Genomic DNA, 20,976 nt, shown 5'->3' on the forward strand with positions numbered 1-20,976 from the left:
CGACGACTTTCGGTCAGGGCTGGAGCTGTCCGGATCCCGGCTCGTTTCGGCCATGTCAGGGACCCGGGCCGACACGGTTGCGCAGGACACCGATCCCGTCGGCCTCCATCTCGACGAGGTCGCCGGGCTGCAGCCACCGGCCGAGTTCGAGACCCGAACCACCGGCGATGGTGCCCGAGCCCAGGACTTCACCGGCACGCACGGTGAGGTCCCGGGACGCGTAGGCGATCATGTCGGCGAACGTGTGGTGCATGTTCGTGCTGGTGTCCTCGCCCCACACCTCGCCGTTCACCCGGACCCGCAGCACGATCCCGGCAGCGCCGAACTCGTCGGGAGTGGCGATGCAGGGGCCAAGGACGTTCGAGCCGTCCCAGTCCTTGGCCTTGCACGGGCCCATCCCGACGGGAAGCTCGCGCGTTTGCACGTCGCGGGCGGACATGTCGTTCCAGATCGTGTAGCCGAACACGTGGTCCATCGCCCGGGCACGGGGTATGTCCTTGCCGGCGCGTCCGATGACGGCGGCCAGCTCCAGCTCGTGGTCGAGCTTCTCCGTGTACGACGGCCACGGGATCTCCTCGTCCGGGCCGATGACCGTCTCCGGCAATCCCTTGTAGTAGGCGGGTACGGCATACCACTCGTCCGGTATCTGCTTGCCCAGCCCGGCGAAGGCGTTCTTCAGGTGGCCCTCGAACGCCATGAAGTCGCGCAGCGTGCGCGGCCGCAGCGGGGCACGCAGCACGGCGTCGGAGACGGGCCGGGTCTGGCCGAGCGGGGCACCGGCCTCGATGAAGGCGACCATGTCCCCGTCGAACCCGGCGTCGATCACGACGTCACCGCCGTCCCCACCGTCGCCACCGTCGCGGTCCCCAGTGTCGCTGTCGAGGTACCCGACGCGTTGCCGTCCCCGGGATTCGTACGTCACGTATCTCACCGCGCCGCCTCCTCGATCGCGTCGACGATCTTGACGTAACAGCCGCACCGGCACAGGTTCCCGCCGAGACCCTCGCGGATCTCCTCCGGCGTGTTCGCCCGGCCGGTGTCGATCATGTCCCTGGCCGTGAGCACCATGCCCGGGATGCAGAAGCCGCACTGGAACGCGTGGCGTTCGGAGAAGCAGCGCACCACCGCGTCGTCGTCGGGAAGTCCCTCGACGGTGGTGATCCGCTTTCCGATGGCCAGGGGTGCCATCAGCAGGCACGACGAGACGGGCCGGCCATCGAGCAGCACGGTGCACGTACCGCACAGCCCGACGCCGCAGGTGGCGCGAGCGCTGGTGATGCCGAGCTCGTCGCGCAGGACGTCGACCAGCATGGTGCTCGGCGCGACGTCGACGTCGACGCTGCGGTCGTTGACGCTCAGCGTGATTTTCATGGTGCCTCCTGCCGCGGGTGCACGCGGGAGGCGAGGACACGCTCCGGTGTCATGGGCAGCCTGCACGGGTGGTAGCCCAGGCTGGCCACGGCGTTGCCGAGCGCCGGAGGTACCGGCGGCACCGCGGTCTCGCCCAGCCCGTGGACCTCGGCACCGGGAGTCTCCAGCAGCCGGTGGTGGATCGTCGCGCCATCCAGGGCCGAGGCGATGTTGTACTCCGACAGGTTCGGGTTCACCAGCTGGCCGTCGACGTAGGTGAGTTCCTCGAACAGTGCCGTACCCAGCGACATGATCATCGATCCTTCGTTCTGCAGTTCCGCCGCGGCCCGGTGCACGACGCGCCCGGCGTACGACGTCGCGTAGAGCGAGCGCACGTCGATGATCCCCGTCTCGTCGTCGACGTCCACGTGCGCCGCCGCGGCGCCCTGGTGCCAGTGCGACGACGCCACACCCGTGCCGGTGTCCGGGTCCAGCCCGCCGTCGTTGACGATCCGGCCATGCCCGACCGTGCCGTTCGCCCGCAGGTCGTCGGCCGCGGCGGCGAGCGCACGGCTCATCATGTGGGTAGAGCGGCTGGACGTCGTCCGGGTGTCATACGGGGCAAGATCGGTGTCCGGTGGTGGCACGACGATGTGCTCGGGCGGCACGCCCAGTACGTCGGCGGCCATGCGGGTGAGCGCCTCGGGCGCGCCCTGGCCCATGTCGGCGGTCGCGCTGCGGACCTCGAACCGGCCGTCGGGAAGCGCGTGGATCGCGACCTCGGCGCGGCTGGGTGTCTGCATGCCCTTGAGTATGATCGCCACACCCTTGCCGTCGCGCCCGTCGTTCCAGGCCACAGCCTTGGCAGCGTCGTCGAGGAGCTCCTCGAAGTGCGTGTCGTGCATGATCTCGCCGGTGCAGAACGCGTCGCCGTCCCGCAGGAGGTTCATCCGGCGCAGCTCCACCGGATCGATGTGCAGCTCGCCGGCGAGCATGTCCACCAGGCGTTCGGATGCCCACGCCGACTGCATCGCGCCGTAGCCACGGAACGCCCCGGCAGGCGGGAGGTTGGTGTAGGTGCAGTAGGAGTCGACCGCCACGTGGTCGAACCGGTACGGCCCGACACCCGCGTAGCCCAGCTTCTGCGCCACGCCCGGCCCGCAGTCGGCGTAGGCGCCGGTGTTGACGTAGGCGACCATCTGTTTGGCGACGAACCGGCCCTCGCGGGTGGCGCCCATGCGCATCCACACCGTGCTGGCATGCCGGGTGACCTCGGAGAAGACCTCGTCGCGGTCGAGCACGCAGCGCACCGGCTTGCCGGTGAACGCGGCGGCGACCGCGGTGATCGCCTCGGTGCGCATGAACGTCTTGGCGCCGAACGAGCCACCCATGGCCGGGGCGACGACGCGGACGTCGGCGGGATCGAGCCCGAAGAGGGCCGCGAGGTCCTGGCGCAGGTTGAACGGCGTCTGCGTCCCGGTGATCACCTCCAGGCGGCCGTCGACCCATTGGGCCGTGGTGGCGTGCGGTTCCATGGGCACGTGGGCGGCCGCTGGCGTGCGGAACGTCTCCTCAACGACGATGTCGGATCCGGCGAAGGCGTCGGACATCGTGGCGTCGTCCAGCGGCGGCAGCTCCCGGATCAGTTCGGGCTCGTCGTACCCGCGCAGTTCGGGGGTGCGGATGCGGAAGCGGTGGCACACGTTGGTGCCGTCGAGCGGGCGCATGGCGAAGTAGGCGGCGTCGCCCGATGCGCTCGCGTGCGAGGTGTGCACGAGCGGCGCCGACGCGGTTGCCGCCTCGAACTCGTTGAAGACGCCGTGGGCCTCGTCGTAGTCGAGCTGGATGCTCGCCGCGGCCTCCCGGGCTGCCTCCGGCGTCGGCGCGACGACGGCGACAACGGGGTCGCCGGCGAACTTGGGTTCGGCAGCGAGCACGCGCTGGTCGGCGATCTGGCAGCCGAACGTGCCGTACGCGGCGACATCGGCGGGGGTGATGATGGTGACGTCGCTCTCGACCCCCGTCGTGTCGATGTCGACCACCCGGCCGGCAGCCACGTCGGAGCGCACGAGGCGCAGGTGCCACGCACCCGGCACGTGGTGATCGATCGAGTAGTCGAGGCCGCCGACGACGCGGGGATCTGCCGGAGACGGCCCGGGGGAGCGGCGCATGTCGGCGGTCATCGGCTCACCTGCATCAATGCGCGGCGGACCTCGACGCTCACCACCTGGCGCCGGTACTCGGCGGAACCCCGGCCGTCGTCGAGACACGGGATCCGGTCGGCGTAGGCGGCGGCGACCTCCCGCGTGCTCTGTTCGTCACCGGGCCGCCACTCGGCGCAGATGTCCGGGTAGTGTCGGGGCCGGTCGCTGACCGCCCCGACGACGACGCGGACGCCGCCGGTCTCGCGGACCGCGGCGACCGACACGGCGGGACGATCCTCCCGCGATCTGGTCCGCAGCTTGCGGTACGCGGCGCTGCCCGTGGGACGGGGGACGAGGACCCGGGTGATGATCTCGTCGTCGTCCAGTTCGGTCTCGTAGTGACCGACGATGAGCTCCTCGATTGGCACCCGGCGCATGCCGCGGACGCTCGCCACCTCGGCGACCGCGCGGGAAGCGACGAGCATGGCCGGGGGATCGGACGCATAGTCGGCGTCGGCGAGCACGCCACCGATAGTGGCGACGTTGCGGACCCGCGGGCTGGCGACGACACCGAATGCCTCGGCCACGCCGGGCCAGTCCCGCCGCACCGCCGGCTCCGTTTCGATCCGGCGATGGGTGACCATGGCGCCGGCCGAGAGATCTCCGGCAGTGCCGAAGGCGCGGAGCTCGTCGACGTTCTGCAGCGAGATCCACTCGTCGCTGTCCAGCAAGCCCTGCCGGATCACCAGGCCCAGGAACGTCCCACCGGCGACGACGGTGGCGTCGGGCTTGCTCGCCTTCAGCCGCAACACCTCGTCGACGGTCGTGGGCATGTGCCAGGACATCGGCGCTCCTTCCGGGCTCGCGCTCATACCGTCGTCACCGGGCGCGACTGCAACATGTACAACCCAGTGTCGTCGTAGGCCCACTCGATGTCTTGCGGACACCCGTTCAGCTCCGCGAGTTTCAGCCCGAGCAGGGTCAGCTCGGCGAGCTCGTCGTCGCTCATGACCCGCTCTCCGGCGATCCGGCGCCGCTTCACGGTGCCCCGGTGATCGATCGTGTAGTGATCGGGGGTGACCTGGCCGGAGACCACCTGCTCGCCGATGCCCCGGGCCGCTTCGACGACGACGCGGTCGCGCCGCCGGGTGACGGGATCGACGGTGAAGAGCACGCCGGACTTGGTGGCGTCGACCATGCGCTGCACCACCACGGCCATGGCGACGTCGTCGAGGCTGCCCTTGTGCTGCCGGTAGAACACGGCCCGCTCGCTGAAGAAGGACAGCCAGCAGCCCACGATCGCCCGCAGCACGTCGTCGAGATCCCGGACGAACAGGAAGGTCTCCTGCTGCCCGGCATACGACGCGGCGTCCCCGTCCTCGGCGCATGCTGACGAGCGGACGGCGACCGGCCCGGCCGGAAGGCGATCGTATGCCTGCTTCACCAGATCCCGTGGCGGCTGGGCGCTGGCCACGAGCTCTCGGGCCATGTCCAGATCGCCGGCTTGCAGGGCCGAGAGCAGTGCCGTGCCGTCGACCGCCTGGACGAAAGCCGGTGCCGTGACGACGAATCCCGGCGGCACCCGGATGCCGTTGCGGATCATGTTGGCCAGGCTCGCGCCCTTGCCTCCGGCACGGCGGACGTCGCAGGTGCGCGGGTCGTCGAGATCCAGCACGAGTAGTGCGTCGCTCATGTGTCCGCTCCCGTCACCAGCGCGCCGAACGATTCGATGTGCGTGCGCAGCTCCTTGCCGACCAGGGTGGGATCGCCTTCGCGCAGGGCATCGAGAATCGGCAGGTGAGAATCGGGGATGGCGACCAGATCGAGATGCGCCTTGACCATGCTGACCAGGGTGAAGACCTCGATGCGCAGGCCGCTCCAGGCCTCGAGGAGCACGGAGTTCTCCGCCGCTTCCACGATCAGCTCGTGGAAGCGGGCGTCGTGAACGAGCAGCTCGTGCTGGTCCTGCGCCCGCGCGGCGGTCCGCATGCCATCGATCTCGGACTCCAGCTTGGCGATGAGGTTCTCGTCCACCTTGACGGCCGCGAGCTGGCCAGCGAGCTCTTCGAGCGCGGCACGCACGGGATACGTCTCGCCCAGCTCTTCGGCCGTCACGGCCCGGACGCGGGCCCCGCGGTAGGGCTGGGATTCGATGAACCGCATCGCCTCAAGATCCCGCAGGGCCTCGCGGACCGGCGCCTGGCTGACGTTGAGCTCGTTGACGAGCTGCAACTCGACGACCCGTTCCCCCGGCTTGTACGTGCCGTCGAGAATGCGCTCGATGACCAGCTCCTTGATGCGCTCGCGCATCACCGTGCGTTCCAGTGTCATGACAGAACCTGCACCAACCCCGTCGTCCCGTTGACGCGTACGCGATCGCCCGTCGCGATCCGCCGGGTGGCGTCCGATGTGCCGACGACGGCGGGGAGCCCGAACTCGCGGGACACGACCGCCGGATGCGAGGCCATCCCGCCGGCGTCTGTGACCAGGCCGCCGATCCTGGTGAAGAGCACGACCCAGGCCGGGCTCGTCATCCGGCAGACGACGATCTCGTCGCGTTCCACGTCGTCGAACTCCTCCTGCGAGAGCACCACGCGTGCGGTGCCCTCGATAACCCCCGCCGATGCCGCCAGGCCCCGGACCTCGTCCTCGGTCGTGGCCTGGGGCCGGTACAGCTTCTCCGGGAATCCCCACAGCGACAGGTACGGGAACGCCAGGTGTTCCTCGGTGGCGGTACCCACCCAGTCCCGTGGGCGGATCTCGTACGCCGCCTCGCGCTCGTCGCGCCGGTTCCCGACGAGCTCGCGCTGGTCGAACGAGTTGCTGCCGGCCATGAGCGTGCGCAGCTCGTTGTATTTCAGATACATCACGTCTTCGGGATCGTCGAGCTTGCCCGCCTCGGTCAGCTTCTTTCCGATGGCGATCAACACGAGGCGGACCCGCGCGTTGGTGCCCTGATCGATGTAGAAGTGATGATCCGGAGTGAGGGGGTTCATGCGCAGGCTCAAGTCGAGCGCGTGTGCGAGGCGGTCGCGATCCTCGCCCTCCGGCACACCCTCCATGACCTCGGCCTTGGCCGCTTCGAGATCCTTGGCCACGGCAGCGATCTCGTCGGGGAAGCTGTAGCCGGTCTCGATGTAGCCGCGGATGGCTTCGATGATCGGAGAGGGGTCTTCGCGCCACGTCTTGAACGCGAACTCGTGCGCGTACATCGACTTGTAGCCGAAGACCTGCTGGTACTGTTCGATGTCCGTGTCCAGGAACTGGCGGCCCTCGTCGGCGTGGCGAAGTTCCGCGAGCACGTCGCCTGCCGACTGTTGCTCGAACGCCCGGGCGACCGGGCTGTTCGGGCTGCTGACGATCTTCTCCTTGATCTTCCAGAGCTCTTCGATCGAATCCCAGTTGCGATTCGTCGTCGAGCTTTGCAGCCGTCCCATGAGCGCGCTGTGATCTCCCTCGCCCTTGACCTCGGCGATGAGCGCGTTCAGGTTCGTGGTGGCCGAGAACTGGGCGAAGTTGAGGACCCAGTGGATCTGCCAGTGCCGGTCGTGCATGTCGATGGCGTCTTCGAGCAAGATCGCCAACTCGACGAGACTGGCGTTCTCGTAGTCGTAGGTGTCGAACCGCTCGAAGTTGCGCGTGATCTCGGGCACGAGGCGGCCGTGCCACCAGTCGAGGAAGTTCTCCGCGTAGTAGGGGAGTGTCCAGCCGAGGTAGCCGCCGATCTCTGCGGCGTAGTTGTCATCCAGGGGCGTGCGGGGCGTGTAGCGGGCGCCGTATTCGAATGCCTCGGCGCTCAAACCCTTGGTGGCCGGGACCGCGGCGGTGTAGACGTAACCGTTGATGATCTTGACGATCCAGTCCGACGCGAACGGCGTTCCGAAGCGGCGGAACATGTAGTCGCACTTGAGCCACCAGCCGCCGATGTCGGCGTACATGGGGGAGACGGGGTTGGGGATGTGCAGGTCGTCATGCACCCACAGGAGCTGTTGCTGCCCTTCTTCCCACGTGATGGGGAACTCGTCGTCGCCGAAGAACGTGGCGATCGGTTGAGTCATGAGAGCCTCCAGGCGATGCTGCCCGTTCTATTGATTATCGATAATCGAGTGTGATCTGGGTCATGTCAAGGGTTCACCGCGAAGAGGCGTAAATCGCGTGGTTGGCGTCGAGTTGCGGAGTACGCCCGCCCGCCATATGGTTGTATCGACCAACTTTCTAGGAGAGCCGGACTCGATTCCGTGATGTGTCCATGACAACGGCCACAAATGGAGATGCGGCGATATCACATCGCCAGGTGTTGCAGGCGCTGTCGGGGCTGTTCCTCGCGATGTTCGTGGCGATGCTCTCGGGCACCATCGTCGCCAACGCGCTTCCCCCGATCCTGGCCGATCTCGGCGGTACCCAGGAGCAATACACCTGGGTGGTGACGTCGACGCTCCTCGCAGCCACGGCGGTGACGCCGATCTGGGGCAAACTCTCCGACCGGATGAACAAGAAGCTCCTGGTCCAGCTGGCGATCACCATCTTCGTGCTCGGATCGATCCTCGCCGGATTCGCGCAGAGCACGTCGATGCTCATCGGTTTCCGGGTGCTGCAAGGCGTCGGCATGGGAGGCCTCCAGGCGCTCGTGCAGATCGTCCTGGGATCGCTGGTCAGCCCGCGCGAACGCGGCCGGTACATGGGCTACTTCGGTGCGGTCATGGCGGTGGCCACCGTCGGCGGCCCCGTGCTGGGCGGGTTCATCGTCGACGCCGGGTTCTTGGGATGGCGCTGGTGCTTCTGGGTCGGTGCGCCGGTAGCGGTGGTCTCGCTCGTCCTCCTGCAGCGGACCTTGCACCTGCCGGTGCTCAAGATCACGACACCGATCGACTGGCGTGGAGCGCTGCTCATCCCGGGAGGCATCAGCATCCTCCTCGTGTGGGTGACGTTCGCGGGTGAGAGCTTCGCGTGGGTGTCGTGGACCAGCCTGGCCTGCATCGGTGCGGGAATGCTGGTCATCGTTGCTGCGGTGCTGGCCGAGCGGCGGGCCGTCGATCCCGTGGTGCCACCGCGGTTGATGCGGCAACGCACCATGACCCTGGCCATCGTCGCCAGCGTGGCCGTGGGGATCTCGATGTTCGGTGCGCCGGTCTTCTTCGCCCAGTACTTCCAGGTCGCGCGCGGCTTCGCGCCGATGGAGTCCGGCCTGCTGACCATTCCCATGGTCGTCGGGCTCATGCTCGCCACGACCATCACCGGCCAGCTGGTCTCGCGTACGGGCCGGTGGAAGAGGTTCTTGGTGGGCGGCACCAGCCTGATCATCGTCGGGCTCGCGTTGCTGTCCACCATTGACCACACGACACCGGTGTGGCACGTCAACATCTACATGGGCGTGATGGGGATCGGTGTCGGCTCGACGATGCAGAACCTGGTCTTGGCCGCGCAGAACCGGTTGGACTACCGCGATCTCGGCGCGGGAACGTCCACGGTCACGTTCTTCCGCACCCTGGGCGGAGCGACCGGGGTGTCGGTGCTCGGAGCGATCCTCGCCACGCGGGTGACCAGCTCGATTGCTGAAGGGCTGCGAGGCCTCCAGGGTGATGCCGGCGGTGCCGACGCGGCGCAGCTCGGCGGCTCGACGTCGCTCGACGTGTCCGAGCTACCATCTCCCGTGCGCACGGTGGTCGAGCAGGCTTACGCTGACGCCACGGCGCTCGTCTTCGGGGTGTCGGTATTCGCGGCCGTGATCGCCTTCGTGGCGGTGCTCTTCCTGCGTGAGGACACGCTTCGCACGACGATCCGCAGCGCAGGCGAGTACGGCGACGAGTACAGCGCAGCCGAGCACGGCAACGCATCCGGTGCCGGCGCGCACATTGGTGACGGTGCGTACAGCGATGATGGCGAGTACGGCGACGGCGGTGTGCACGGCGGCGGTGTGTACGGGGACGACGGCGGGCCTGTCGAGCGCCCTGCCAGTTACCGGAACGGAGTGACCTGCCGGCACCGGTTCTGATGATCGGGTGTGGAGTTTCGATTGCCCGTGTGTGGCGTTCAGGTCGCTATAGCGGCTGATTTTCCGCACACATGGCGCGGAAACTCCACACCCGATCATGGCCCGCATGCGAGGTGACGTCCCTCGCGATCGATACGCTCGATGCCTGCGTGATCGTTGACGATCATCCCCGCGTGCGCGGGGAGCACGCTGGCCTGGCGCATGTAGTCGTGAGTGACTCGGGGTCATTCCCGCATGCGCGGGGAGCAGGGCCGAGACCCCGGTGCCCGCACTGACGCCTACGGATCATCCCCGCGTGCGCGGGGAGCACGGTCGCGCCGGCGCCGAGACCGGTCCCGGCGTCCGGATCATCCCCGCGTGCGCGGGGAGCACCCCTAATTGACCAGCGAGGTTGTCGGCTGATCATGGGATTTTGGGTCGGTCGATGTCAGGCTGCAAGGTTACAGCGTGACTGCCGAGTTGCGCCATTGTGCTAGGCAGCGGTACCGACGGCGGCGATGCGTTCTGCGATCAGTGTTGTGGCGGCATCAGCGTTCACGTCGACTGCTACACGGTGCCGACCGGCTGGATGGCGCGTGGTCACGGTGCAGCCGCGTGCTGGCCCGAAGCCAGTTTCGATGGTGACGTCGGCCGTGTCGAAGTGGAGTGTTCCTGGAGCGATGAGTTCCGCGAGTACGACCGCGTCGTGCACGGTGGCGCGGTCGCGACCCTGCGCGTGAGCCCAGTCGAAGTAGTGCTGCATGACATTCATGGCCGTCTGGGCGGCCGGGCCCCGGTCGCGCAAGCTATCCATCCAGGCGCGATCAACCAGTGCCTTGTGGGTCACGTCCAGGCCGACCATCCAGACGGGAACATCGTCAGAAAAGACTCGCTGTGTGGCCTCTGGGTCACTGGCAACGTTGAATTCAGCCACCGGCGTGATGTTGCCACCAGCGATGGCGCCACCCATCATGATGATCCGGTCCAGCTGCCGGGCGAGATCCGGATAGCGAGCGAGGAACAGGGCCGCGTTGGTGGACGGGCCGAGAGCGGCGAGGGTCACCGGCGTGCTGGAGCTGCGAACCACGTCGGCGATGGCGTCGATGGCACGCGGGGGAGCGGGCTCGGCTCTGGAGTTCGCGGAGGGCCGGTCGTCGAGATGATGACCCATACCGCCCAGGCCGTCATCGCCGTGAACGTCCGACGTGCGTGACACGTACGGGTGAACGAGCGGGCGATCGGCACCGGCGACGAGGGGAACGTCCGGCCGTCCGGCGAGCCGCATGATGCGGTGCGCGTTCCGGGTGGTGGTAGGGAGATCGACGTTGCCGTACGTGGTGGTCACGGCCCGTAGATCTATCTCTGGGCTGCCCGTGGCGACGAGCAGCGCCAGCATGTCGTCAACGCCGGGATCCGTGTCGATGACCAGCGGGATAGGCACCGGATCATTCTAGAATCGGCCGGGGCTGCCCCCTGACAGCCCCGGCCGACCCGTTCTCGGGATCGTTCCCGACGGTCGAGGCGGCCGGTAGCACTGCCAACCGTCGGACGTCTGTATCTACAGGTCGTAGTACAGCTCGAACTCGTGCGGGTGCGGGCGTTGCCGGATCGGGTCGATCTCGTTGGTGCGCTTGAAGTCGATCCAGGTCTCGATGAGGTCCTCGGTGAAGACGTCGCCCTCAAGAAGGTAACTGTGGTCTTCGGCCAGGGCGTCCAGCGCCTCGGGAAGCGACGCGGGCACCGTGGCGATGTCGCCGTGTTCCTCGGGCGGAAGCTCGTACAGATCCTTGTCGACCGGCTCCGGCGGCTCGACCTTGTTCCGGATGCCATCTAGCCCGGCCATCATGAGTGCAGAGAAGGCGAGATAGGGGTTGCTGGAGGGGTCGGGCGCGCGGAACTCGATCCGCTTGGCCTTCGGCGAAGAGCCGGTGATCGGGATCCGGATGGCAGCGGAGCGGTTGCGCTGCGAGTAGACCAGGTTCACCGGCGCCTCGAAGCCTGGCACGAGGCGGTGGTAGGAGTTGACCGTCGGGTTGGTCAGAGCCAGCAGCGAGTTCGCGTGCTTGATCAGGCCACCGATGTACCAGCGCGCCGTATCGGACAGGCCGGCGTAGCCGAGCTCGTCGTAGAACAGCGGCGAGCCGTCCTTCCACAGCGACTGGTGAACGTGCATGCCGGAGCCGTTGTCACCGTAGACGGGCTTGGGCATGAAGGTGGCCGACTTTCCGGCCTCCCAGGCGACGTTCTTGATGATGTACTTGTACAGCATCAGCCGGTCGCCAGCGTGAAGGAGCGTGTCGAACTTGTAATTGATCTCTGCCTGGCCGGCGCTGCCGACCTCGTGGTGCGAGCGCTCGACGGGAATGTTGGAGGCGATCAGCGTCTTGACGATGGTGTCGCGCAGGTCGGCGTACTGATCCGTCGGCGGGACGGGGAAGTATCCGCCCTTGTACCGGGTCTTGTATCCCCGGTTGCCGCCCTCTTCCTCACGGCCGGTGTTCCAGGCAGCCTCGACGGAATCGATGTAGTAGTACCCGGCGTTGGGCCGCGTCTCGAACCGCACATCGTCGAAGATGTAGAACTCGGCCTCGGGCCCGAAGAACGCCGTGTCGGCGATTCCGGAACTGGCCAGGTATGCCTCGGCCTTCATGGCGATGTTGCGGGGGTCGCGGCTGTAGGGCTCGTCGGTGAAGGGGTCGACGATGGAGAAGTTCATCGCCAGCGTCTTGGCCTTGCGGAACGGGTCGACGAATGCGGTCGCCGGGTCGGCGATCAGCTTCATGTCCGACTCGTGAATGGCCTGAAAACCGCGGATCGACGAGCCGTCGAACATCACACCGTTCGCGACAGCGTCGGCGTCGAATACCTCGGCCGGGATATTCAGGTGCTGCATGATCCCTGGGAGGTCGCAGAAGCGGACGTCGATGAACTCGACGCCCTCGTCCTTGACGAACTTCAAGAGCTCGTCGGCGTTGGTGAACATGTGGATTCTCCTTCGCGCCTGGCGAGGTTTGGCCGTGGGCATCGACGGTCTGCGCTGACCGACTCGCAATTGCTAACCATGGACGGTAGGGCGAATGCATTTCCCGTTCGTATCTCAAGTATTTCACGGGTGTTACAGGGTTGTTCGGGCCGGAGCTGAACCGGAGCCGAAACCGAATCATGGCGCCCGCGCACGAATGCCGGCCACACATCGGTAGAGTCGCGAATGTGAGCACCAACGAACCGTCGACGACTCGCTCCGGTCTCCCTGCGAGCGGGCCGGGTTCTCCCGCGAGCTGGTCGCGGCGCATTGCAGCATTGCTCGCCGACTGGGTGCTGGCGAACATCGCTGCCGTCATCCTGGCCGGACCCCAGGTCTGGGATGTCGAGTCGGGGCTGACCTGGCTGCCGCTGGCCTGCTTCTTCGGACTCGTGTGGCTGGCCACCGCGGCGACGGGAGCGAGTCTCGGTCAGTGGATGGTTCGGGTGCGCATCATCCGGCTCAGTGGCGATCGGGTGGGCCTGGTCAACGCCGCCGTGCGCACCATTTTGATCGTACTGGTGATCCCGCCGCTGGTGTTCGACAGCGACCGGCGCGGTCTGCACGATCTGGCGACGAACACGGCGGCGGTCAACGGCCCCGGCGGGTGATGAGAAGAGGGTGATGAGCAGGGCACGAGCTGCGCACCGTGCCTGCAGGGCGAACGCTGGGCTCCGGGTAGGTAACCGTTGCCGTCGCTCACCATTGCGTCGTGCGGCCGCCTCCCGTGCCGCGCTCGGCGGCGGAGCTGACCACGCCGGAAAGCAGGCTGAGGATAGCGATACCGATCACCGCGTTGATGGCTGCCGTGGCCAACATGCTGTCCATGTCGGAGTCCGTCGCGAATGGAGCCACCGCCGCGACGATTGTCGCGAGACCCACGATCCACCCGAAGAACGACAATGCCCGTGGCGTGCTGATCAGCAATAGGTGCACCAGGCCAGTGGCAACCAGCGCCGCGACGGCCGCCGCCAACATCAGCTGCACCGTCGACGCGTCACCCCACGTGCCCTCGTCTTCCGGGGCCAGAACGTGGATGCCGAAGACACCTCGAAAGACCACGATGCCGACCAGAGCGACCAACGCCGCCACCAGCGCCGTAGCCAATCCACCTGCCCACAGCTTGCTGGCATTCAGATCCGTCGTCCGGCGTGGGTCATCCTGCGGAGATTGCGAAGAGTCACCCACGTCAAATCCACCACCGTTCGTCGCCGACGTCTCCGTAACGCCAGCCTAACCGGACTCGCGGACTCGCGTCCTCATTTCACGCAGGTGAAACGTTCACGGTGCCGCTCAACGTGTCGAGCATCTCGACGAACCCGGGAGATTGATATCGACGCCCGGATGTGGATCGCGAGCAGCGCCGGGCAATCACGAGCGGCGCCGGCCGCCCTTCTGCCGCCCGGCGTGGGCACGATCGTCTTGTTGCGCTGGTGGGGCCCCGGCACTCGGCGCCTTCATGCCCTTGGGCAGCGGCCCCTTGGGCATGCCGACGGGCTGGAAGCTCAGCGCGTTCAACCGGTGACGCAGCTCGGTCACCTCGGCGGGGCGGAGATTCTTCGGCAGCTTGCGCATGCGCTTGGTGAGCTGCGGGAGCGGCACGAGGTTCTCGCCGTGACCGATGATGAACTCGTAGACGGGAGTTTCCGGGGCCACCCGGCTGTGCCGCTTCTTCTCCTGGGCCAGGAGGTTGGAGACACGTCCGGGGGAATCCCCTTCGCCGATCAGCACGATGCCGGGCCTGCCCACTGCGCGGTGGACGACATCCTGATGGCGGTTGGCGCCGACGCCAGGCGTGTTGTCCCAGCCCCGGCGCAGCGTGCCCAACGCCGCCGCGGCGGCACCGGGCTGCCCCTCGATCTGGGCGTACGCCGCCCGCTCGGCACGGCGGCCGAACACGACGGCGCCAGCCAGCAGGGCCGTGGGAAGCCCCACGATCAGCCACATCCACAGCGGGCCCAGCAGGAACCCGATGAGGGCGACGATGGCGAGCGCGCCGAGCATGTAGGCGAGCGTGATCCACCCCACCCAGCGGTCGACCCGCCGGGCCATCCGGTAGGTTTGCTTGATCTGCGCGATCCGGCCCTTCTTCTCGCCGGAATCCTGCTCGTCCTTGCGCGCCATATACCGAATCCTAGTCAAGCGGACAGCGTGCCGACTCAGCGGGCGGCACAGAGGTGCAGGCGAAGTGCCCCGCGCGTGCCTGTGCTCGTGCCTTACGACACCGGGGTCTGGGTGTAGCGGGCCTCGACGGCCTGCCGGTACAGGCGTCCGGCACGGTAGGAGGAACGAACGAGGGGGCCGGACATGACGCCGGTGAACCCGAGTTCAGTTGCCTCGGCACCGAGCTCCTCGAACTCTTCGGGAGTGACCCAGCGCTCCACGGGATGATGGCGGGGAGAGGGCCGCAGGTACTGCGTGATGGTGATCAGATCACACCCGGCGGACTGCAGGTCGGCGAGTGCGCCCGAGATCTCCTCCCGGGTCTCGCCCATCCCGAGGATCAGGTTGGACTTGGTGACCAGGCCAGCTGCCCGCGACATCGACAGCACCTCGAGCGAGCGCTCGTAGGAGAACGCCGGGCGGATGCGCCGGAAGATGCGCGGCACGGTTTCCACGTTGTGTGCGAACACCTGCGGTTCGGCGTCGAACACCTGCTGCAGCAACTCGGCCTTGCCAGAGAAGTCCGGAGTGAGGATCTCGACCCCCGTGTTGGGGTTGAGCTGGTGGATCTGCCGAACCGTCTCCGCGTACAGCCAGGCACCTTCGTCGTCGAGGTCATCCCTGGTCACGCCCGTGACCGTGGCGTATCGCAGGCCCATGGCCTGGACCGACTCGGCCACTCGCCGTGGCTCCTCGACGTCGAGTTCGTCCGGCTTTCCGGTGTCGATCAGACAGAAATCACACCGGCGGGTGCAGTGATCGCCGCCGATGAGGAAGGTGGCTTCCCGGTCTTCCCAGCACTCGAAGATGTTGGGACAGCCAGCCTCTTGGCAGACCGTGTGCAGTCCTTCTCGCTCCACCAGGGCCCGCAGCTCCCGATACTCGGGACCCATCGTGGCCTTGGTCTTGATCCACGGCGGTTTCTTTTCGATCGGCGTCTCGCTGTTGCGGACTTCCAGCCGCAACATGCGGCGTCCTTCCGGTGCGACACTCACATTTTCACCCTACGCCCACCGGATTATCTGCTCGAAGGGTGTCGAGACGCTTCTGTGCAGTCGGGAGGACGTCCGCGACGCTGACGGTGTGGCCGAGCTCACTCGACAAGGACGTGACTGTCGCATCGGAGATGCCGCACGGGACGATGCGGTCGTACCATGACAGGTCGCACGAACAGTTCAGGGCGAAACCGTGCATGGTCACGCGTTGCGCCACCCGGATACCGACGGCACCGATCTTGCGAGCCGGACCGCGGGCGTCGTCGGGCACCCAGACCCCGCTGCGTCCCTTGATGCGGGTCGTCTCGAGGCCGAAATCCGCGCAGATGTCGATCATCAATTGCTCGACGCGGCGGACGTAGGCGACGACGTCGACCGGGTCGGTCAGCTTCACGATCGGGTATCCAACAAGCTGGCCCGGACCGTGCCAGGTGATCTTGCCGCCGCGATCGACGTCGATGATCGGCGCGCCGGCGTCGAGCAGCGGACGCTCGTGCGGTTGGGTACGTTTGCCGGCTGTGTACACCGGTTCGTGTTCCAGGAGTATGACGGTGTCGCCAGTGTCGTCGGCGACCCGGGCAGCATGCAGCCTGCGCTGCTCATCCCACGCACGTTCGTATGGCACGAGTGCTTCGTGCTGGATCACCTGCAGCTCGCTCATGGGACCGAGCCTACGCCCTCGCCGCGGATTTCGGTCCATGGCTTGACGTACGCCCCACGATGCGAGACATATATCGATCGAAAGAAGATCGAAAGTGACGGATCGGGGCACGGCGGCGCGCATGGAACGTGCGCCCGTAGGTCACACGTTGACGCTCAGAGGTCACACGTTGGCGCTGCGGTGCGAAATGCGTCAGAGTAGGCAGCCGTGCCTCGAACGCCGGTGCCGATCCGGACACCAGGGGATATCAGGGACGCCAGGACAAGGAACGAGCGGGTGCAAAAGCTGATCTCAGGCGGCGGCTACCGCCAAGATTTGGAACCATAGTGGCTATGGAGGGGCCTGTGCGCATACCTGGGTTCACTGTCGGCAGACAGCTGGGTTCGGCGCACTCGTACACATGGCTCGGTATCGACGACACCACTGGTGAGCCCGTCACCCTCCGGCTCGTACGTGGAGATCTCGAGACGATCCGCGCGGGCTTGAGTACCGCGTCACTGGTCATGCGGGCGTTGCAGCACCCGCACGTCATCGCCTTCCACAGCGTGGTCGACAGCTCGTCCGGGCCGGTTCTCGTGCTCGGCCCGGCCGAAGGAGGCAGTCTCGCGGAGATCCTCGCGGTGCGTCGCGTCCTCCCTCCCGGGGAGATGGTGACGGCGTGCGCACCGATCGCCGAAGCCTTGGCGGAGATCCATCAGCACGGCATCGTGCACGGCGCCATCGGCCCCGAGGACATCCTGTTCGCACGAGACGGCCGGCCCATGCTCGCCGGCGTCGGCCTGGCGTCGATCGGGGCGCGGCTCAACCTGCATGGCCCGACCATCGCCCCCGAGGTCGCATCCGAGGGATCCGTCGGCCCCTCCGCCGACGTATATAGCGTTGCCGCTGTCGGGCTCATGGCATTGACCGGTCCGGTGTCGGCCAGCCAGCTCTTCGCCGCGTCGGCGGAGCATCTCCTGGCCACCGGCATGGCACCGGGGGCGCAGGCGGTCATCACGCGGGCGGTGGGCCGCAATGTGGGACGCCGCCCCGACGCGGAAACTCTGGTCAACGCGCTCTACCAGGTGGCGGATCCGGAGCCGGTCGAGCTCGTCGTCCCCGACGAGGACGAGCCACCGCAGGCTGGGCAGGCACCCCCCGTGCCTCCCGGACAGGCACCCCCGGGGCAGGCATCACCCGTGCCGCCGGGCCAGGTGCCTACCGGGCAGGCCCCGCCGGTGCCCCCTGGGCAGGCACCCCCAGGCGTTCCTGGTTCGGAGCACACGGCCGCTTTTGGCGGGGAACCCGGTCCGGGTTCGGAGTTCGGCGCCGGAGCCGAAGAGCAGGGCGAGGCCGACGACGTCGCCGCGTACATGCGTCGCGGCACCGGCCGACGCGCACGCCGTGCGGGTCGTTCGGGTGAGCCGAGCCCCGGGGAGGAGCCACCGGCGGGTGAACCCGGAGGAGCGGCAGCGTCGGCGTTCACATCACCGATCGAGACACAGCCGGGGACCGGACCGGCCACGGGCGGCTTCGGGGCCGCCGCCGAGCGCCTAGGCGGGAGCGAGGATCAGGGCTCGCCGCCCGGAGGCGGGGCGCAGAACCGGCGTCGCCCGTCGGATTTGAGCTCGGCCACTACGAGCGCGCGCCGCGGGCGAGGAGCCGCCGACGAAGCGCCACCGGGCGCTGAGGCGACCGGCACGACGAAGCGAGGCAATCGCCGAGGGCGAAAGCCGAGCAAGGGGGAGATGACCCGGGTCGTGAGCGTTCTCGTCGTTCTCTTGCTGCTTGCCGGGGGCGCCGTACTCGTGATGCAACTCGTTGAGGACGACGACGAACTCCCGGAGGCTGGCCTCGGCACGCCCGACGAGGTCGGCGAGGGCCAGCAGGCTGATCTCTGTGGGGGTCCGAAACCAGCGTCAGACGAGGCGCCTCCCGAGGTGAGCGACTGGACGGAGGAGGTCCAGCGGCTGTACGAGTTGCGTGCCCGGGCGTTCGCCGAGATCGACGCGGAACTCCTGTGCCAGGTCTACGAACCCACGAGCGAAGGGCTGGTCCGCGACGTCGAGCTGCTCCAGGAGTATGCGGACAACGACGTGCGCACCGAGGATTTGTCGTTCGAGGTCGTCGACGTCGAACTCGTCGAGGAAGAGGGCGGGACCGTCGTGCTGGAAGTGTCCGACCGGCTCCCGCCATACCGCCTGGTCGACAGCGACGGAGAAGTGGTCGAGGAGAAGGGCGGTATGGAGCACGACACCTGGCTGGCCGAGCTGGTGCCCGTCGCGGATGAAGCCGACGAAACCCCGACCTGGCGGTTCGGCTAGCTACCCCGACGCTAGCGACCCTGACCTGGCGGTCCGGTCAGCAATCGGCCCGGCCAGCCACCTGGACCTGGCCGCGACCCGGGCCGGGCCACCGCCCGGGCCTGGTCGCCACGCGGGTGTGGGCACCACCCGGGCCTGGCTAGCTCGACAACGCGTGCGCGATGGCCGAGCGGGCGGTGGGATGCTGGTGCGTGAATCCCGACTCGGTGAGGCGCGTCGGCACGACCCGCAAGCTGCCGGCGATCTCGTGTGCGAACTCGCCGAGTGCAATGCGCAGGGCCAGCCACGGTGCGGGCAGCAGGGCGGGCCGACTGAGGAGGTATGCCAGCACCCGCGTGAATTCGGCGTTGGTGACCGGCTCGGGTGCCGTCATGTTGTACGCGCCGGCACATCCTTCCTTTTCGATGAGAAACCGCAGGGCATTCACGGTGTCGGCCAGCGAGATGAAGCTCCAGTACTGCCGGCCACCAGCCAGCGGCCCGCCCAAACCCCAGCGGAACAGCGGCAGCATCCTCGACATCGCGCCCTGGTGGCGATCGAGGACGATGCCGAAGCGCGTCTGGCACACGGCGATACCGGCGGCGCTGGCCGCCTGCGCGGCTTCTTCCCAGTCCCGGCACAGCCCGGCGAGGAATCCACCATCGGGTTCCGAGTTCTCGTCGAGCACCTCGTTGCCACGGTCGGTTCCGTAATAGTTGATGCCCGAGGCGGAGACGAACACCCGCGGTGGGTCGTCGAGCCCGGCCAGGGTGTTGGCAAGAAACGCCGTGGTGTGGATACGGCTGCTGCGCAGGAGCTGCTTGTACGCCTTCGACCAGCGCCGCTCACCGACTCCCGCGCCGGCCAGGTTGACGGCGGCGTCGATACCTTCGAGCGGATTCGGATCGACGTCGCCGATGGCGGGATCCCAGTGGAGCTCGCTGGAGTCCGTCGCCGGCCGCCGCACGAGCCGTAAGACGTCGTGCCCGTCGGCGGTCAGCGAGGCACACAGCGCCGTCCCGACCAGTCCACTGGAACCGGCTACCGCTATGCGCATATCGGCGACCCTCTGGGTGAGCTAGGCACGTCCCTCCTGCACGCTGGCCGTCACAGCCCGAGTTCAGCTTCGAACTTGCCGGCCTCGAGCCGCTTCTTCACCGCATTGAGGTAGCGGGCCGCGTCGGCGCCGTCGACGATCCGGTGATCGTAGGTGAGCGCGAGGTACACCATCGAGCGGATGGCGATGCTGTCGGCCCCGGTGTCGTCGGTGACGATGACGGGCCGCTTCACGACGGCGCCGGTGCCGAGCATGCCGACTTGAGGCTGGTTGAGGATCGGCGTGTCGAACAGCGCCCCGCGGCTGCCGGTGTTGGTCAGGGTGAAGGTGCCACCCGTGATGTCGTCCGGCTTGAGGTTGTTGGTCCGTGTGCGTTCCGCGAGGTCGGCGATCTGGCGAGCGAGGCCTCCGAGGTTGAGATCGCCAGCGTTCTTGAGCACGGGAACCATGAGGCCACGTTCGGTGTCGACGGCGATCCCCAGGTTCTCGGTCTCGTGATAGACGATCTCTTCGCCCTCGACGCTGGCGTTGACGACCGGGTAAACCTTCAGCGCCTCGACGGCAGCTTTGGCGAAGAACGGCATGAACGAGAGCTTCACGCCTTCGCGAGCCTCGAAGTCGGCCTTCGCGCGCTCCCGTAGCCGGGCAATGCGGGTGACGTCGGCCTCGATGACGGTGGTCAGCTGGGCGGACGTGGCCAGCGATTCGACCATGTGCGTGGCGATCGCCTTGCGGATACGGCTCATCTTCTGGCGCGTGCCGCGCAACGGCGACGGCTCGCCAGGCAGGCCGGCGTCCTCCGCGGACGGCGCCGGGGCCGGCTCGGGCTGTGCTGTGGCGGCCTTGGCCGCCTCGGCTGCGGCGAGCACGTCCTGCTTGCGGATCCGGCCGCCGACCCCGCTGCCCTGGACGGTCGAGAGGTCGACGCCGTGCTCGGTGGCGAGCTTGCGGACCAGCGGGGTCACGTACGGGGTGCCGTCGCCGGAGGCGCGGGACGGAGCGGTCTGCTCGGCTGCGGCGGGCTGCGCCGATGCCGCCGTGCTTTCACCCGCCTGCGACCGGGCTGGCTCCTGTGGCTGTGCCTGGGGCGCCGGCTGGCCGCTCGGCTGCGGTGCGGGCTGCTGTGGTGCGGGTTGTGCGGCTGGCTGTTGCGGCGCCGGCTCCTGGGCCGGCTCCTGCGCCGGTTCGGGTTCGGCAGGTGCGCTCGTCTCCGGCTGCGCGCCGGCCTCCGGCTGGGAGGGCGCTGCCGCCGCGCCACCACCGATGACGGCGAGTTCGGCGCCGACTTCGACGGTTTCGTCTTCGGCGACTTTGATTTCTTGGAGGGTGCC

The 20,976-nt window shown here is 67.7% G+C and carries 18 protein-coding genes; 3 read left to right on the forward strand and 15 right to left on the reverse strand.

Annotation, left to right across the window (positions count from 1 at the left end):
• Nucleotides 1-55 precede the first annotated feature (55 nt).
• The 7 genes from DPM12_RS21535 to DPM12_RS21565 are packed head-to-tail and all read right to left on the reverse strand — an operon-like array spanning nucleotide 56 to nucleotide 7,552.
• Complete coding sequence (locus DPM12_RS21535; RefSeq protein WP_112260411.1) at nucleotides 56-931, reverse strand: fumarylacetoacetate hydrolase family protein; 876 nt, start codon at nucleotides 929-931, stop codon at nucleotides 56-58.
• Nucleotides 928-1,371 (reverse strand): (2Fe-2S)-binding protein, encoded by a 444-nt coding sequence (locus DPM12_RS21540; RefSeq protein ID WP_112260412.1) that lies wholly within the window; start codon nucleotides 1,369-1,371, stop codon nucleotides 928-930. The genes DPM12_RS21535 and DPM12_RS21540 overlap by 4 nt, the downstream gene beginning before the upstream one ends.
• On the reverse strand, nucleotides 1,368-3,533 hold the full coding sequence (locus DPM12_RS21545) for a xanthine dehydrogenase family protein molybdopterin-binding subunit (RefSeq protein WP_211659217.1): 2,166 nt from the start codon (nucleotides 3,531-3,533) through the stop codon (nucleotides 1,368-1,370). Before DPM12_RS21545 ends, DPM12_RS21540 begins: the two co-directional genes overlap by 4 nt.
• Nucleotides 3,530-4,339 carry an FAD binding domain-containing protein gene (locus DPM12_RS21550; RefSeq protein WP_158543000.1) on the reverse strand — a complete coding sequence of 270 codons (810 nt, stop codon included), beginning with the start codon at nucleotides 4,337-4,339 and terminating at the stop codon, nucleotides 3,530-3,532. The genes DPM12_RS21545 and DPM12_RS21550 overlap by 4 nt, the downstream gene beginning before the upstream one ends.
• A 23-nt stretch (nucleotides 4,340-4,362) precedes the next feature.
• Entirely contained in the window at nucleotides 4,363-5,187 is an 825-nt protein-coding gene (locus tag DPM12_RS21555) for a PEP/pyruvate-binding domain-containing protein (RefSeq protein ID WP_112260414.1), read from the reverse strand.
• A complete protein-coding gene (locus DPM12_RS21560) occupies nucleotides 5,184-5,825 on the reverse strand; it encodes a GntR family transcriptional regulator (RefSeq protein ID WP_112260415.1) in 642 nt (213 codons plus the stop codon). The genes DPM12_RS21555 and DPM12_RS21560 overlap by 4 nt, the downstream gene beginning before the upstream one ends.
• Entirely contained in the window at nucleotides 5,822-7,552 is a 1,731-nt protein-coding gene (locus tag DPM12_RS21565; protein ID WP_112260416.1) for a PEP-utilizing enzyme, read from the reverse strand. Before DPM12_RS21565 ends, DPM12_RS21560 begins: the two co-directional genes overlap by 4 nt.
• A 191-nt stretch (nucleotides 7,553-7,743) precedes the next feature.
• On the opposite strand from DPM12_RS21565, the gene DPM12_RS21570 reads away from it, so the two are divergent.
• On the forward strand, nucleotides 7,744-9,486 hold the full coding sequence (locus tag DPM12_RS21570) for an MDR family MFS transporter (RefSeq protein ID WP_211659218.1): 1,743 nt from the start codon (nucleotides 7,744-7,746) through the stop codon (nucleotides 9,484-9,486).
• A 472-nt stretch (nucleotides 9,487-9,958) separates the two neighbouring features.
• On the opposite strand, the gene DPM12_RS21580 is transcribed toward DPM12_RS21570, so the two are convergent.
• On the reverse strand, nucleotides 9,959-10,906 hold the full coding sequence (locus DPM12_RS21580) for a nucleoside hydrolase (protein ID WP_112260417.1): 948 nt from the start codon (nucleotides 10,904-10,906) through the stop codon (nucleotides 9,959-9,961).
• Nucleotides 10,907-11,023: 117 nt separating this feature from the next.
• Complete coding sequence (gene glnA, locus DPM12_RS21585) at nucleotides 11,024-12,448, reverse strand: type I glutamate--ammonia ligase (protein ID WP_112260418.1); 1,425 nt, start codon at nucleotides 12,446-12,448, stop codon at nucleotides 11,024-11,026.
• A 227-nt stretch (nucleotides 12,449-12,675) separates the two neighbouring features.
• On the opposite strand from glnA, the gene DPM12_RS21590 reads away from it, so the two are divergent.
• Nucleotides 12,676-13,098, forward strand: coding sequence for an RDD family protein (locus tag DPM12_RS21590; RefSeq protein ID WP_158543001.1), 423 nt, complete (start codon nucleotides 12,676-12,678; stop codon nucleotides 13,096-13,098).
• Between the two features lie 88 nt (nucleotides 13,099-13,186).
• Here DPM12_RS21590 and DPM12_RS21595 read toward each other — a convergent pair whose 3' ends face one another.
• The 4 genes from DPM12_RS21595 to lipB form a co-directional block, all read right to left on the reverse strand.
• Nucleotides 13,187-13,675, reverse strand: coding sequence for a DUF6069 family protein (locus DPM12_RS21595; protein ID WP_211659219.1), 489 nt, complete (start codon nucleotides 13,673-13,675; stop codon nucleotides 13,187-13,189).
• Between the two features lie 183 nt (nucleotides 13,676-13,858).
• The gene (locus DPM12_RS21600; RefSeq protein ID WP_112260420.1) at nucleotides 13,859-14,611 is read right to left on the reverse strand and encodes a DUF4191 domain-containing protein; all 753 of its coding nucleotides are present in this window, start codon (nucleotides 14,609-14,611) and stop codon (nucleotides 13,859-13,861) included.
• A gap of 92 nt (nucleotides 14,612-14,703) precedes the next feature.
• A complete protein-coding gene (lipA, locus tag DPM12_RS21605) occupies nucleotides 14,704-15,645 on the reverse strand; it encodes a lipoyl synthase (protein ID WP_112260421.1) in 942 nt (313 codons plus the stop codon).
• 4 nt (nucleotides 15,646-15,649) lie between these two features.
• Nucleotides 15,650-16,306: a lipoyl(octanoyl) transferase LipB gene (gene lipB / locus DPM12_RS21610; protein ID WP_112260422.1), complete on the reverse strand. Its 657-nt coding sequence runs from the start codon at nucleotides 16,304-16,306 to the stop codon at nucleotides 15,650-15,652.
• Between the two features lie 344 nt (nucleotides 16,307-16,650).
• On the opposite strand from lipB, the gene DPM12_RS24190 reads away from it, so the two are divergent.
• A complete protein-coding gene (locus tag DPM12_RS24190; RefSeq protein ID WP_158543002.1) occupies nucleotides 16,651-18,609 on the forward strand; it encodes a serine/threonine protein kinase in 1,959 nt (652 codons plus the stop codon).
• Nucleotides 18,610-18,748: 139 nt separating this feature from the next.
• Here DPM12_RS24190 and DPM12_RS21620 read toward each other — a convergent pair whose 3' ends face one another.
• The gene (locus DPM12_RS21620) at nucleotides 18,749-19,645 is read right to left on the reverse strand and encodes a TIGR01777 family oxidoreductase (RefSeq protein WP_112260424.1); all 897 of its coding nucleotides are present in this window, start codon (nucleotides 19,643-19,645) and stop codon (nucleotides 18,749-18,751) included.
• A 50-nt stretch (nucleotides 19,646-19,695) separates the two neighbouring features.
• A partial coding sequence (gene sucB, locus DPM12_RS21625) for a 2-oxoglutarate dehydrogenase, E2 component, dihydrolipoamide succinyltransferase (RefSeq protein WP_112260425.1) occupies nucleotides 19,696-20,976 on the reverse strand: 1,281 nt, incomplete at its 5' end.

Origin of the sequence: Phytoactinopolyspora halophila, assembly GCF_003287285.1 — a bacterium.
Taxonomy (GTDB): domain Bacteria; phylum Actinomycetota; class Actinomycetes; order Jiangellales; family Jiangellaceae; genus Phytoactinopolyspora_A; species Phytoactinopolyspora_A halophila.